Source organism: Flavobacterium sufflavum (assembly GCF_004016525.1).
Classification (GTDB): Bacteria; Bacteroidota; Bacteroidia; order Flavobacteriales; family Flavobacteriaceae; genus Flavobacterium; species Flavobacterium sufflavum.
Genome location: NZ_SACJ01000001.1, coordinates 47,402 through 63,306, shown reverse-complemented (window position 1 = coordinate 63,306; position 15,905 = coordinate 47,402). Strand labels below are relative to the sequence as shown.

8 protein-coding genes are annotated in these 15,905 nt (G+C 37.0%); 1 reads left to right on the top strand and 7 read right to left on the bottom strand.

The window, feature by feature from the left end; translation table 11 throughout:
* Window positions 1-34: 34 nt before the first annotated feature.
* The gene (locus EOD40_RS00195; protein ID WP_128192889.1) at window positions 35-2,494 is read right to left on the bottom strand and encodes a glycosyl hydrolase 115 family protein; all 2,460 of its coding nucleotides are present in this window, start codon (window positions 2,492-2,494) and stop codon (window positions 35-37) included.
* A 189-nt stretch (window positions 2,495-2,683) separates the two neighbouring features.
* Here EOD40_RS00195 and EOD40_RS00190 point away from each other — a divergent pair, with 189 nt between their 5' ends.
* Window positions 2,684-3,670, top strand: coding sequence for a pectinesterase family protein (locus EOD40_RS00190; protein WP_231129545.1), 987 nt, complete (start codon window positions 2,684-2,686; stop codon window positions 3,668-3,670).
* Between the two features lie 280 nt (window positions 3,671-3,950).
* Here the strand turns inward: EOD40_RS00190 and EOD40_RS00185 are convergent, their stop codons facing one another.
* The 6 genes from EOD40_RS00185 to EOD40_RS00160 form a co-directional block, all read right to left on the bottom strand.
* On the bottom strand, window positions 3,951-4,628 hold the full coding sequence (locus EOD40_RS00185) for a hypothetical protein (RefSeq protein WP_128192888.1): 678 nt from the start codon (window positions 4,626-4,628) through the stop codon (window positions 3,951-3,953).
* Between the two features lie 435 nt (window positions 4,629-5,063).
* On the bottom strand, window positions 5,064-6,842 hold the full coding sequence (locus tag EOD40_RS00180) for a rhamnogalacturonan lyase (protein WP_196781400.1): 1,779 nt from the start codon (window positions 6,840-6,842) through the stop codon (window positions 5,064-5,066).
* A 500-nt stretch (window positions 6,843-7,342) separates the two neighbouring features.
* The gene (locus EOD40_RS00175) at window positions 7,343-9,475 is read right to left on the bottom strand and encodes a hypothetical protein (RefSeq protein ID WP_128192886.1); all 2,133 of its coding nucleotides are present in this window, start codon (window positions 9,473-9,475) and stop codon (window positions 7,343-7,345) included.
* A gap of 10 nt (window positions 9,476-9,485) precedes the next feature.
* Window positions 9,486-10,559 (bottom strand): glycoside hydrolase family protein, encoded by a 1,074-nt coding sequence (locus tag EOD40_RS00170; RefSeq protein ID WP_128192885.1) that lies wholly within the window; start codon window positions 10,557-10,559, stop codon window positions 9,486-9,488.
* Entirely contained in the window at window positions 10,560-14,186 is a 3,627-nt protein-coding gene (locus EOD40_RS00165; protein ID WP_128192884.1) for a DUF4450 domain-containing protein, read from the bottom strand.
* 143 nt (window positions 14,187-14,329) lie between these two features.
* A complete protein-coding gene (locus tag EOD40_RS00160; protein ID WP_128192883.1) occupies window positions 14,330-15,790 on the bottom strand; it encodes a glycoside hydrolase family 28 protein in 1,461 nt (486 codons plus the stop codon).
* Window positions 15,791-15,905: the final 115 nt, after the last annotated feature.

Here is a 15,905-nt window from a genome sequence, read left to right as displayed (position 1 = left end):
CATCGAATTAAAATTTTAAAAATATGAGATACCGTTATTTAAATGGTATCTCATATTTTTTTTGTCCTTTAGGATAAACAGCCAGTTGGTCAATTACAATTCCAGTTTGATTTACCTCGATTTTAATAGTGTGTTTTCCTGTGTTTTCTATTTTTACAGGAAGTGTAACAATAGCTGCATTCCGCAACACATTTGCCTTCCAAGTTGCGTCTCTGTCATAGCTGTTCAACTTGAATGTTTTGTTAGTATTTGAATCGAATGTAACTGTTGCTTGATGATTGGAATCGTTAGCATGTGTTGGGATAAAACGCACTTCAATCTCATATTCGCCTGTATTATTGCTTTCGAAAGTATAAGTTACCGAAGGTTTTTCGGATTCAAAAGAGCTTGTTTTTAATGGAAATAAAGTAATGGCAGCATTGCTGTATCCAAAACCTTCTATCGCTTTCCATTGGTAATTTTTTACCCCTTGACTTGCAGAGAAATCTTTAGCCTGAATGGCAATGGATTCGTTAGTTGGATTTGCTTCTTTCTTTTCTTCAATTTTTACTGGGTTATCATATTTTATAGCATCAAAAACAGGCAGTTTTCTAGGAGCCATACTCATCATGTTAGCCCATTTTCCATTGCTCATTTCGTTATTGTAATAACGAGTCAATTCTTCAATTTGATGGTAGCCTTCTTTCGATAAATTTTCGAATTTTTCCTTTTCTGCCTGATCTTTACTTTCTAAAGATAATTGCCAATATAAAAATTTATGATTGATGTAAGCTGCCGATTTTACTGGATAAACAACCAACTGAAACCAGGCATCTTTTCGCTCATTAGGAATAGATTGGGACAAACGATTTACTTCGTTCATCAATTGATCGTAAAGCTCGATTCTTCGTTTGGCTTCTTGAGTAGTAAATTCAGATGGTTTAATTTGGGTTGTTGGTTCTGTTTGGCTCCAGCCCATGAATTCCGGTTTTCTCAACATCGCTAATCTATAATATTCACTCATGACGTTGCTAACATCATTGGCAACGGCATCATTAAATTCTCTTGCTGCCCAGTTTTTCAGATGTTGGTTAATTCCATCTGGTTTTATGGAGTTGATATCCCAGGCCAAGTCCATGAAGAATTCCAAATCGTATTCGGCAGGTTTGATGTCGCCCACATTCACAATCCACATTTTTTTGTCACCGTTGGCGTAAGCCTTAGACATTTCAGACCAAATTAAACCCGGCTGCATAGACGATAACCACAAATAGTCATGAGGTCTTCCCCAGTAACTTAAATGGTAATAAATACCGCCGCCGCCAATTCTTTTTTGTTCTTTTTCGTTACTAATTCGTCTGATGTAGCCATAGTTGTCATCAGTCCACATCAAGGTAATATCCTCAGGAACTTTTAGTCCTTTGTTGTATTGTTCTAAGACTTCTTTGTAAGGAATCATTACTTGCGGAATCGAAGTAATAGGTTTTTTAAATGTCGAAGCCAGCATTTCGCGTTGTTTAATGATGATTTTTTCAACCATATTTTTGGCTTCTTCTACATTTTTTGCTCCTTCCATTTGGCTGTCATGAACGCCTCGCATTCCAAGCGTGAAGACTGCTTCTGCTTTGCTGTCGCGAACTTCATTTAGTCGGTCTTGCCAATATTTATTGATGTTTTCACTGTTGGTAAAATAATTAAAAGCACCCATCGTTTCTTTTTTCCACTCGTCCACATTGTTTCTCAACATTGGCTCGGCGTGGGAAGTTCCTAGTAGAATATGGTATTTCTGGGCCATTTCTTTATTGCCTTCGATTTTAAAAAAAGCTTTGGTCGATTCGTGCATCGCTGGCCAAATGGTATTGGCTTTCAGGCGCAATAACAATTGGAAAATCTTTTCGTAGGTTTTAGGGCCAATATCTTTTGTTTCTTTTTCGAAAGTTTTAGCAGCCCAGGGTTGTAATCCCCAGTCTTCATCATTTAAGAATATGCCGCGAAATTGCACCGAAGGACTTTCGGTGATTCCTCCAGTTGGAAGGTTCAGAACTAATGTTTCTTTTTTAATATTGTTGACATCAGCCCACCATTTCCAAGGGGAAATCCCTAATCTTTCGGCAGTTTCAAAAATTCCGTAAACCGTTCCGCGTACATCGCTCCCTACAATGTACAAATTGTTTTTGTCCTGGTCAATCGAAAATTTTTCCCAGGCCCCTTTTAAGTTTGGTTTCGTATAATTTTTAAAAACACTTTCATTGATTTGCCCAATGTAAATCCCGTTTTCTCCCTTTGATTTTTGGGTTTTTACAATAGCAGGTTTTTGAGCTGTGATTTCCTGAATGTCGTTTGCCAATTCATTGACAGCCCAAACCACCAGTTGGTCTGCATTTTGATCGATGTAAATAGTGCTGACTTTATTTTTATCAGCAATAAGAAAGCTGCTTTTGTTTTCCTGACTCCAAAAAAAATGGCTTGTAAAAAAGAGTATTAGTAAAGAGGAATATTGAATTTTGTTTTTCATTAAATGCTTGTTTTGATTGGTTTTATTAGCTTATTAATAGCCGTCTAAAATAAGATAATAACGCCTAATAATGAAGTGATTTCGTGATTTTTTACAATATGTATTCGATTACTAAAAGCTGGGTTTTTTTTCTTTATTTTTGGGATTCGATTCCTTTTGGTTTAAAGGATGAATAATTAATTTTTTTAGATGATGAAGTATATTTTAGTATTGTTTTTTTGTGTTTTTTCAGTTGCTACTATCGATGCGCAGTTAAAAAAAGATTTGGATAAAAAGATAACGGTTGCTCAGGATGGAAGCGGCGATTTTAAAGCCGTTCAAGCGGCCATTGATGCTGCCAATACTGAAAAAGAATCCGTTTTGATTTACATCAAAAAAGGGATTTATAAAGAAAAGTTAGTCATTCCATCTTCAAAAGCAGGATTGAAATTGCTGGGCGAGAATAAAGAAAATACGATTATTACGTATGATGATTATTCGGGGAAAGCCAATCCAAATTCGAATCGAAATATTGGAACTTCCGATTCGTATACGCTTTTGGTTCGTGCTGATGATGTTCGAATTGAAAATTTAACGATTGAAAATACATGGTGTGAGAAAGGACAGGCCGTTTCTTTGCATATAAAAGGAAATCGTATTATAATTAAAAATACAAAGATTTTAGGTTGTCAGGATACGCTATTGACCGATGGTGATGGAACCTATCAATATTATCAAAATTGCTATATTGAAGGAACTACCGATTTTATTTTTGGACCGACAACGGCAGTTTTTGAAAATTGTGTCATCAAAAGTAAAAGAGATTCTTACATAACGGCGGCATCAACTCCCGAAAATCAACAATTTGGTTATGTGTTCCTGAATTGCGTACTGATTGCCGATGCCAATGTGACCAAGGTTTTCTTGGGTCGTCCGTGGCGACCGTATGCAAAAACGGTTTTTATGAATTGTAATTTAGGGAGTCATATTTTGCCGGAAGGCTGGAATCCATGGAAAGATGAGCGATTCGCCGATAAAACCAAAACGGCTTTTTACGCCGAATACAACAACAAAGGGAAAGGAGCTAAAACGGATAAAAGAGTGGCTTGGTCGCATCAATTAACTAAAGAAGAAGCTGCAAAATATACCTTGAAAAATATCTTTCCTAAGGATGATTTTTGGAAAACGATTCGATGAATTTTTAGCTCCTCAAAGTCTATGATTTTGAGGATGCGTTAATCTGTCTCTGACAGAGATAAAATAGACACGTAGATTTTGCAGATTTGCGCTGAAAAACTATTGAGAAATCTGCGAAAATCTGTAGAATCTGCGTGAAAATTAATGTTTGGACGAGATAAGGATTTTTTAAGAACCGCGTTGCAAACGCTTTATTTAGTTCTTAAAAGTAAGTAGGTGCTCGTTGCAAACGAGCAACAGATGGAAATCTATTTTTAACGCTTGTGATGTGTTGTTTGTCTTACTGTTGTTTTATTTCCCATTCATTTGTGTTTTTATTATAAAATAAATTTTTTCTGTAAACATTAAGTAAAATGAATGCTGAATCAATTTTTTTTGATTCAATATTTATATAATGAATTGTATCTCTTTTTTTAACTTTTGATGATCGCCAAAATCTAATATCATAATATTTTTCGGCTAGTTCAACTTTATTATTTTGCAAAGATAATTTCAACTCTAAAGAATCTATTTTTGATTCATTCTTTTCATTTATTAAATTTAGGCTATCAATTTCTTGTAATAAATCATTATAACTTACGACTTTGTTATTTCGAGTTCTATAATCATAAGTTGTAGAATAAGTTGAATCAGGAAGCATTACTCTTCTAACTCCTAAAATTTGATTTGCGATTGTATCGGTTTTAATATCGTCTATTTCATTATTTAAATGATTTATTTTGTCATTAAAAATTAAAGATAGAATGACTAAAGTGAATAAAACGAAACACAACATAAATAGAATTTGAACGAGTTTTTTTGCTCCTTTAAAAAATTTAATGATTTCATTAAATCTTTTAGAAGTCTCATTTAAAATTTCTTCTCGATTCTCTATGTTTTCATTGTATAATAATTCAATATTTTTCTTTACTAAATGAAAATCATTTTGAATTGACTCACTTTTTTCCGTTTTTTTCATAGCTAGTGAGTTTTATATTTTGTTCTTTATTTTCAATTTGCAATAATTGTAATTGTGTTTGCAAGGCTTGAATTTCTTTAAAATTATTTTTTTGGATTTCAAGAATTTCGATATTTCTAATGAAATTATTATAGTAGATTCCTAAACCAAATCCCATAGCAATTAAAGAAACAATTGCCGTAAATGTGCCAGCACTAGTTCCTAAGTTTTTAACTAGTTTTTGAATTGCTATATTTACGAAATCAAGTTTTATAATTTTAATTTTTTAGATTGTGTATTTAAATAGTACATAGCTTTTGTATATGCTTAATAAGTAAGTATTGAGGCTATAAAAACTAATGCTATTTGGCTAAAGTATGAAAATAAATTTTCTTACAAAATTAAAAAGCACAGCTTACACTGTGCTTTTAAAAAAAATATTTAAGATAAACGTTTTTAAGGAACCAATTTAATATTCGGTTTTGGAGCGGCTTTCATGCCGGTTCCCATGTAAAAACTGGTGTGTGGCGGCTGATTGTAGCCTACATTTTGCCAGGCAATTGCTAAACGATATTGGGAATCGTGCATTAGGGTGTATTGTCTTATAGTCGTTGGAATTGTAGTGGAATAAATTCGTAATTCGCTGTTGTCCTCACTTCTTAAAATCAACTCTTCTCTCCAATCTCCTAAAATATCAGCAGAAAGGGCAGGAGTGGATTTAGTTCCATTGTTGGAACGGGCACCTTCGGCAGTAAATAATCGGCCTTTTCCGTATTTGTCAATATAATTGGAATTCAGAATTTCTCTTGAAGCATCACCATCCCAATAAATTACAAAATTAGCTGCTCGTGGTGCTTCTCCAATTGCATTTCCTTTGATGTCATATAAAGATTTGGAACCCGACCACCACATTTGGGCGCCAACTCTGCTAGGGTCAATGTTATCGGCAACACCTCTTCCTACGTCCTGATCGTCCATGGCAGTAAATAAAACTTTTCCATCGGCAGCCGAAAATAAAACTACTCCCGGACCTTTTGTGCCTTCTTCAATTTCGTGTACTCCAAAAACTTCCTGACCTGGAGTTTCAGGATCTAAATCGCTCACATGAAGGGCGTCACCATGTCTAAAACCTGTTGTGTACAAACCTTTTCCATCATTGTCAACAACCATTGAGCCATATACAATTTCGTCTTTTCCGTCATTATCCACATCGGCAACTGAGAGGCCGTGATTCCCCATTCCGGAGAACGGATTGTTCCCGTCTTTAGAATCAAAAATCCATTTTGAGCTTAGTTTTTTGTCTTTAAAATCCCAGGCTGCCATAACAATTCGGCCATAATAGCCTCTGCACATTACTACACTTGGATGTATGCCGTCAAGATAGGCAACGCAAGCGGTAAAACGATCCACTCTGTTTCCGGTTCGGTCATTTTTCCCGTTTCCGCCTTTTCCTCCCCATTTTCCAATATCGCCTCTTTCAGGAATATAAGGGACTGTATTAATAATTTTTCCCGTTTTACCATCAAATACAGTCAGGTATTCAGGGCCCTGTAAAATTTTACCAAAAGTAGCCGATTTTTGATCGGTATCTCTCCAGTCTTTTGAGGCGTCTCCAACTACATTATTGGCACTGTCGGTTGTTCCGTCGGCAGTTTTACAAACAAATTCGGCTATGCCATCTCCGTCTAAATCATAAACCATGAATTGGGTATAATGCGCGCCTTCGCGAATGTTTTTGCCTAAATTAATTTCCCATAAAAATTTCCCATCCAGAGTATAGGCTTGAAAAATAGGAGGGTCAGTTAATCCTGTAAAAGAATTGTCTTTTCCTATACCCGTCATGTGAACAATTAAATCATAACGTCCGTCTCCGTCTAAATCTCCCGTGGAACAATCATTAGGAGTATAACCGGATATCCCTTTTAACGGAATGGATAAATAGTTTTTATCGGGACTGTTGGCTGGAATGGTGAAGCTTCCTTTGGCTTCTTTTTCTACTCCGTTGATAACGGTTTTTACAAACCAACTATTCTCTTCGGCTGGATTGGCTTTATCATCAATAAGATTGGTTGCGCCGGTAATTGGTTGGTCGTTTACACGAACTGCTGCGTTGGTTCCGCTTTTTCGATACAAATTGAAAGCTAAATTATCGGCATCCGTACCTAAAACTCTCCAGCTCATATAAAAATGACCATTTTCTTTTACTGCAATCAATCCTCTGTCTAGGGATTCCATTTGTTTTTGACTGAATAATAAAGAACTGGATAGTTGGAAGACCAGTGCTATTATTAGGTTTTTATTCCAGGTATTTTTCATGTTTTTTTGTTGGTTTGGTTATAGAAAAAGCTGTATTTATCAATTTCTATACCATAGGACTAGAGAAAAGGGAATATGTTTAATGAGATAGCATCTTTTTTGTTAAATTTTTTTAAATGCATTAGCAATGATATTCTGTTTAGACTGATAAATTTTCGTTTTAATAGTTATAATTTTCTTTTTTGCTTGATCAAAAAAGAAACAAAAAAATCAAGTCTTTGCACCCTCGTCGGTCAAATTAGTTTTCGAATGCTAAAAGAAAAGAACTCGCTACGCTCAAACAGCTTTTCTTTTTACGCATTCTTCAAACATTTGACGCTCGACTGCGGCTGCTGAGGACGCTTAAACCTCACAATAATTGTAATAAAACAGATGTAAAAAAAAATCCTGAGAATTAAAAACTCTCAGGATTTAGCATATTAAAACATTTTTTCAAGACCTTCCCAGCGTACATCCCACTTCCCATCTTTAGGGAAACCCGGATTTTTTTCGGTAGTGCCATCCCAGCCCGCACACATCATCGCTACTGCCGTAAGCAGTCCTCCATTTCCTGGTAGGTAAATAGGCAAACGACCTTCCTGATAATTGTGTCCGTTAACCAAATACGTATTGGTTTGTACATTCATAAACAAGGCATCAACAGCTTTTTCAGGCATTTGTAAACGAGCTGCAGTCATGGCGGTCATTGGGAAATCCCAACCCCAGGTTTCTTTCCAGGACCAGGTTTTCCAAATCAAATCGAAGGTGTTCTTCATGATATTTTTGTCCAATAAAGTAGTTTCCGGCAGCATTCCGTATGTTCCAAAAACAGAAGGATGGTCGGTTTTGTATTCCGGATTGGTATAAGAATCGGTAGCACTTTCAGTAGCTAAATACACATTTTCCTGAACAGGCAGTTTAGATAATTGAGCAACAACATCCTTCCATTTGGCAACTTCCGGTTCGCCTAAACGTTTTTTCCATTCTAAGGCTGTATTTAAAGCCCAATTCCAATAAGCCAGTTCGTAGGTTGGGTTAAAGGTTTCTGAGGCTTTAAAGCGCTCCTGCGCCGGAATTACGCCGGGACCCAGAATGTATCTTTTTTTCTCTTTGTCATAATAAGCAAAAGAAGCCATGAAATCAGCAGTGGCAAAAACACGTTTTTTGTATAAATCCAAAGTGGCTTTGTCTTTATGATCGCGATACATTAATTCGGCAAAAGTGATAAAATGTGGCTGTTGCCAAATTAATAAGGCACCAATAGAAGAAGGTGCTTCGTTGCCATCAGGATCCGTCATTTTTTGCCATCTTACGCCATCATAACCTTGTCTTACGGCAATTTTTTTAGCATTGTCATAGACTTTGTTATACCAAGGCAGGCTTTTTTCTAACAAATTAGTCCTTCCCCATAGCGGATAATGAACGCCATGCCACCAGTGCATTTCTAAATGCGGTTTTCCATACCAACTATTGTAAGTCAGTCCTGTTTCCTGCGGCGGTTCGTTTCCTGCGCATTGAATTTTGGTTAAATATTGAGATAAAATTACTCTTCGTTCCAATTCGAAAGCACGGCTATCGGTACACTTAGAAAAATCGACTGCTGCTCCGCTTTTCCAGAATTTTTCCCATCCCGAAATGCTGCTGGATTGTATGGCTGCAATATCTGTAGTTGCCAATTTCCCTTTATGTGCCGGTGCAAATTCGCAGCTGAAAGCAAATTCACTGTTTTTTGATGGAGTCAGGATATAATAATGCACTTCTTTTTGGGCAATAGCCGCATTTCCGTTCCATTTCAGACCGATGTTATACGTAATCGAATCCATTTTATGCGTAATAATGGCTTCGTTTTTTCCTTTATTCGAAAGGGTGCTGGTATAAGCCAAATCGGCTTTCCACAGATTTCCGTTATCGCCCCATTTCATTGTTGGATAAGGAATGCGAAGGCGAATTTTCAATTGCCCTTTTTTCATCAAGTCAGAAGAGACTTTAACCCCAATAGCATCTTTTTCCTGATGCGAAGCCGTCCAGACTTTTACTGGAGTTCCTTCAAAAGTAAACGTACTTACAATTTCTCCTGTCCAGACATTCAGCGTTTGTTTGATATTTTTAATATCCGATGGATTGGCTAAAGCACCATCTTTTTTGTACAATTCAAAGCCTAAATTCCCTAATTGCAAACGATGTGCATTGGCACGAAAATATTCCACAGCTTTTGCAGCATGATCCGGTGTTTTTTGCTGTACAGAATAGGAAACTTTTCTCCCATTTTGGTCGAAATCCCTCAAGGTTTCTTCAAATTTATAATTTTCAGTATTGGGAACAGCGTTCCATCCCCATTCGGATTGCGTTCCCAATGGAACACCTGCCTGATAATAATCGGGGAAAGTTTGTAAACCGGTAGCGTCAACGGTAAAGGCAAAAGTTCCGTTTCCAACAGACAAAGATCCCAAGGTGTCAATTTTTGTAATATTAACATTGTGCCTGCTTACTAATGCTTTTCGGTCAATTTTTTCCTGTGCTTTTGCTGTGGTTATCAGCAAACACAAGGAGACTGCGATGAATACTTTTTTCATAAATTATAATTTAGTTGATTTTAAAGATAAAACCTGAAGCCGTTTCATATTTCCCACCTTGTGAAGCGGTAAACAGATAGGTGGCTTTTCCTTTTTGAAATAATAGTTGCGGTCTTTCGACTCTGCCGTAACGGTTTAAATGTTTTGGAGCCGGTGGTTGTGTAATGTATTTACTCAATTCCTGATAGCCAATTAATGGTTTTGACCAATGCTTACCATCTTTGGATTCCATGTATAGTCCTTTGTCAATTCCGTAAACGCCCATGTCCCGAGCTAACATTTTGAATTTCTTATCCTCGTACCAAACATAAGCATCTTCACATTGTTGATTATTTCCCATGTTGTGAAAATCCACAACCGGATTACCTTCGTATTTGACATAAGGCCCTTCTAGTGATTTGGCTATAGCCAAACCATATTTTCGATTCCCTTTAATCTCAAATTTTGGATGTACATAATCTTCGGTATCCAGTGATTTATAATACAACCAATACTCACCATTAGGATGTTTTATAAACGAAGGATTCGTAGTCAATAAATCATCCCATTCGCCTTCTTTTCCTGGAAGCAATAAAGGTTCGTCTGGTCTTGTCCAGGGGCCGTAAAGAGAATCGGCTGTAGCCAGACCAATGCGTTTGGTGTCCATTTTTCCATTGGAATTCCCTAAAAAGAATAAGGCATATTTTCCATCTACAAAATGAATACTCGGATTGTGGCAAGTAGTTGCATCCCAATAACCAGCGCCTCTCGGCGAAAGCACCGTACTTACATATTCATAAGGCCCTTCGGGTTTGTTGGCAACAGCATGAGCAATTTCAGAACTGCTGATCCATCCTCCCATGCCTTTGGATTTTGGCCAACGGGAAAAAAACACGTGAATTTTACCATCCGGTCCTTCAATGGGACTGTTGCACCAAACATAAAAATCTTCAAATTCTAAAGCGCGACCAACAGGACTCAGACTTTTTGCAAAATCGGAGAGTTTGGGTTGTTCGTCAGTTGTCAAAAAATCATGAGCATGTACAGGAAGTATAGCTGCTAATGAAGCCAGAAATGTGGTGCTGATAAATTCTTTTCTATTCATTTATTCCCGGTTTAATGTTAAACTCATAATCCCAATAATCACATCATTGGCAACGGCTTTGATTGATATGTTTTTTAAACTTTTATTTTTGTTCAACGGTATATCAATAATTGTTCCGGCTCCGCCTTCGATACCAAAATCACTGAAGCCTTTTATCGATTTAAAATCTTTAAAATCTCTGCTAATTGTTCCTGTTTTTAGATATACCCTTGGCGGTTTTTGCGCATCGGTGGTAAAAGCATAACCATCGGTATAATAATCCTGCTCAATAGGCCACCAATTTTCAGGATTTTTCAGTTCCAGTTTCTCGCTGCTTCCATCAGTGTAAGTTACTATAATTTCGCCATTGGTAAAACGGCTTTGCATTGGATTTGTCGTTCCCGCCATCATCAAATAAGCATGAGAGGCTTTTCCCGAAAGGGGAATTGCAAGTGATTCAGGAAAATTATCCCATTGGGAAACAAAAGCAATATTTTTATCGGCAGTGGACGTAGTTGTAAACGGAATACCCTCCGGACTGATAATTTGGTTGTTTGTTCCTGCTTTTGCTCTTAATCCCGAATCATCAATTATGGGTTTTATGAATGGATAACACCAGTTTCCAATTCCTTGTGTAGGAAGCTGAAGGCTTGGCGATTGCGCTCTAGGGCTGAGGTATTTGTTTTCAAAAATATTCGTGATTTTATCATTAAAAAGTCCATCCAGTTTTATAGCTTCCCATTTTGTTGTAGCATTGCTTGCAATATCCCAGTTGGTAAAACTCAATTTTGTTTTAGTTCCATCTTCAAAATTCATTTCAACCTGATTCGTTCCCGAAACCAATTGGTCTAAAGGAATTTCGATGCTGTTTTCTGAATTGGCTTTTAGACTGATTTTAGTATTGCTTGTTTTTTGATTCGAAAGAAGGAATCCATTTACTGTTTTAGACAAGTTGTTTTTGATGTTTACCATTGCATTTTGCCCTTTTATATAATTCGAAACAACTTCAAATTTAGGAGTGATTTTGAGGTCGATGGCTTGCCACCAAATCATTTCTTTTTGTTTCAATTTGACAAAAAATGACTTATTACCAACACCATTTGCCAATGCATTGATTTCATTATTGCTTAAAACAGTTTTTGCCAATGCGTTTTGGGTATCTTTTATTTCCAGAATAGTCGCTTTGTTTGTTGTAATACGAATGTTTTCGCCTTCGCAAATAGAGGAAACTACCGTTGGTTGTTCTAAGGTTTCATTACTCCAGATAATTTCGATTTTATATGCATCAGCATAAGGGCTTTCGATGCTTATTTTTGGACTTCCAACAGTTCCGTCAATCATTTTCCATTGTACTTCTTTTCCATTTATAGTCACTTTACTGATGCTTTCGTGAGTAGAGTTTACTACTAATTTCAAGTTCATTTTTGTTGAAAAATGAGGTGTAATTTGATAAATATCGGTATTTTTTGTTCTTTCGAAAGCAAAAGTTACATCAGGAATTTCAAGTGAAGCGTGATCCCAGGATTTTGGCAAACCGGGCTGAATAGTCAAAGTATTTTTGAGTGCAGCCGGTTGAATTCCGAAAAGACCTTCTACTAATGTTCGTCCTGCCATTCCTACCGGGTCGGCAAAATCGCGATACAATTCGCCACGAATCGCATCCTGAAACAGCAATTGTTCAAATCCACCCGGCGAAGCCCCCAGATACATACTTTCGATTAAACCACTTTCCCAAAGTTGGTATGCTTTTTCCGATTGTCCCCCTTGCCAATAAGCCAGTGAGGTATGCAGAATTTCAGCCAAAGCTACATTGTTTAGCGACCAGTCGTAAGGCTGCCAGTTGGTGGTGGAAATTATTTCCAGATTCTTTTTGTCTAAACCCTCGGCAGCAACCGGGATATGTGGGATTTCAGTATCTACATATCGTAGGACTTGATAGGCCTGAAAAGGATTCGCAATTTCGCTATCCAAGGCGTGATAGATAGTCCAGATAGCAGGCGTATCATGTGTGAATTGGTTGCCTAAAAGATCTTTATATTCGGCAAAAGTTCCTTTGTTGTTTTTCCATAATTTTTCCTGAATGGCCTGGTAAATATGAGCTGCTTCTTTGGTGTAAGGAGTGCCGTCTTCGCCTAGAATTTGAGCTAATTCTCCCGCCATTTTATTGGCAAAATAATTATAAGCGGAAGTATGTGTTACACCGCCACCGCTATATTGCAGTGCATCACTCGCCCAAATAGCCGCATAGGCATCGTACAATCCGTCGCCATCTACATCGTAATTTCTTTTTTCCCAGGCTAGATGTCTTTTGATAACGGGCCACATTTTTTTCAGGAAATCAATATCTCCCGTCCATTTAAAATGACGGATTAATTGGTCAATAAAAACCAAATTCATATCATAATGATGCGCCACTTTGTTGTTGTTCGGATTACGGCTAATGTAACCGCTGCTGAACATTGAAGTGCCCATTTTCTCCAGTTGACGGGCATAATTTCTTGTTGTATCAGGAACAACCGGACCAGATTCCGGCTCAATAACCTGTGAATTTCCATAGCTTTCAAAATGCGTTTTGGCTCTGTCATGCCAACCTAAAGGATCGGCAACATAGGCGCCACGCCAGGCGTTCAAGTACATTCTCCAGGCAACAGCTCCGTGCAGATAGGCTGGGTTTTCCCAAATAGCATCGGCAGCCATAGCTAATGCACCGCCTAAAGTATTGATGTAAGGATCGGGTGTGTTTACCTTGATTCGGTTAGCCAGAAGTTCGCTTTGAGCAAGGGCTTTTTTAAATTTTTCGGCTACAGCTTCCTGGCTGTTATTTTCAATTTTGCCTTTATTTTCAAATAACCAATAATTTCCGTCTTTCGAAAATTGATTCAATTGTCCCACAAGCATTGGAACAGAATCCGCTTTTGAAATATAGTTTTCTAAAGGTGTTTTTAAGAAATTGGCACTGGCTAAATGTGTTTTCGAATCCGGAAAAATGCCACTTATTGTTTGACTGTTCTCTGTTGTTTTTTTGTTGCTTGCAGAACCATAGGAAACACTAAAGCTGTTTTTGTTAATTTGGTATTGATTGTTAATGCAATATTCGGGTTGTAAATAAAACACCGATTCCGGATCACCGCCGATGTCTCCATTTCTTGAGAATTTTTTTCCACTGGCACCACCATAAGCCCAAATAAGCGAAGTGTTTTTAGGTACATTATTTCCAATAACTTTCAGAATAAAACCATCGCTGTCCGCCAAGGCAACAATTTGAATCGTCAAAGTAGCATTAGCGAGTAAGGCATCTTTTATTTGATATTCAACCGTTCCGGGAGTGTATTTTGTATTTATTTTATCGGCTTCGGTAATCCATTTGCTATTTTTTCCGTTGATTAATCCCAGTTTGAAATTACCGCCCATTCCGGGCATGTACATCGCAAATTCTGGTAAATCACCTGCTTCGACCCTAAAAGCGGTGTTTGTTCCGTATAAGGCACGATTGAATTTTCGGGTTCCATTTTTTAAAACAAAACTTTTGCCTTCAGGGGCATAATGGATTTTTCGTGTTTCTCCATGCCATAGTTTTTGACTTTGTGCAGACAAATTGGGTATAGCAAGAGAAAGACAGATAAGGGAAATGGAAACTTTAAATTTCATCGTATTCTTTGGTATCAAATAAAGTTTAAAAACGATGTACTTCAGTACATTTTTTACTTTAGCTTTTAAAATTTACACCGCAAATTCGCAAATTTTAAAAATAGTTGTAATTAGAATAATTTGCGAATTTGCGGTAAATATCGTTAATCCAATTTTGCTGATTTTGAAAAATCTACATTCTTTGAGTTTTCAATTTTCAGAGTCGAATGGTCTAAAGCATTTATAGTTACATTGTCTAAAATCCAATTGCTGCTATACGCAATGTTTCCAGCAGTTTCAGCTGTAATCTGTACGTTTTTCAGGTTTACGTTTTCGACAATGGATTCCTTTAATCCCGCTACCGAAATGGCTTTTTTAGCGCCTTTGATATCGATGTTTTTTAAATAAATATTTCTGAAAATAGGAATTCCTCTGGATTCAGGTTCTACCTTGGTCAACATTTTTTTCCAATGCGGAGGTAAAGTTTCTTCAGTATAACCGGCAGGAAGTTTAGAATAGCTGTAAGCAGGATTCCAATTCATCGAAACGGTGATAAAAGTACCTACACTTTCCATTTTTATATTTTCCATATAAACATCTTCCACAGTTCCTCCTCGATTAGTAGCTGACTTTATGTTCAATCCATTTTTAGTGCCATATCCTTGAATATTGGAAACATAGACATGACGAATACTGCCTGAAGTTTCGCTGCCTAAAGTGAATAAACCAGCGCCTTGACGCGCAATACAATCGCGAACCACCACATATTCAGTCGGGCGATTGACTCTTAATCCGTCCCAGTCACGCCCTGCTTTTAGACAGAAATTATCATCATTACAATCAATATCGCAGTTTTGAACTAATATCCATTTTGACGAATCGATATCTACTCCATCGGTGCTTGGACCATGTCCACCGATGTTGTTTCTTATTTTGATGCTATCAACGGTAATGTATTCCGAATACAATACCTGAACTGTCCAAAATCCTGCTCTTTGGATGTTTAAATCTTTAAGAAATACATTTTTGGAATTCGTGATTAAGATTGTTCTCGGACGTTTGGCATCATAATCTACAATCCATCGTAAATCTTTGGCTTCGTATTCTTTGCGCAAATTCCAATAATAATCCCAATGGACTTTTCCCTGACCATCGATAGTTCCTTCTCCATCAAGAGTTACATTTTTTTGATCTAAAACATTGACTAAAGCTGCTGGCCATTTCATTTCGATTCCAGCCACACGGGTATCGATTTCCGGGTAATCGGCAATGTTTTCGCTGCCCAAAATAGTAACTCCTTTCGGGACATTAAAATGCACGCCTTCTTTGATGAATAATGAACCGCTTAAGTAATTTCCGGGTTTGAAAGTAAGTGTTCCACCACCATTTTTACTGCATTCGTCTATGGCTTTTTGAATATTTTTAGTCGAAAGTGTTTTTCCATCATTTATTGCTCCAAAATCGTTCGCATAATAAATTTTAGACTTGATTTTGTTTTCTTTAGCGCCTACTTTGTTAATCCACTCAGGCTCAAAATTAGTCGAATGAGATGTTACCTGAGCTGTTTCTTTGCATGAAAAAAGCAAGAATAGTAAGGAGCTTAAAATGATATGGTATTGTTTCATTACAATTGATTTTATCTCCGAAAATCTTTATTTCATATCAAAAAGGTATCCTGTACTTGCCTGATTTTAAACTAAAATTATATAAATTGATAAAAACGGGATAGTTTTGGATAAT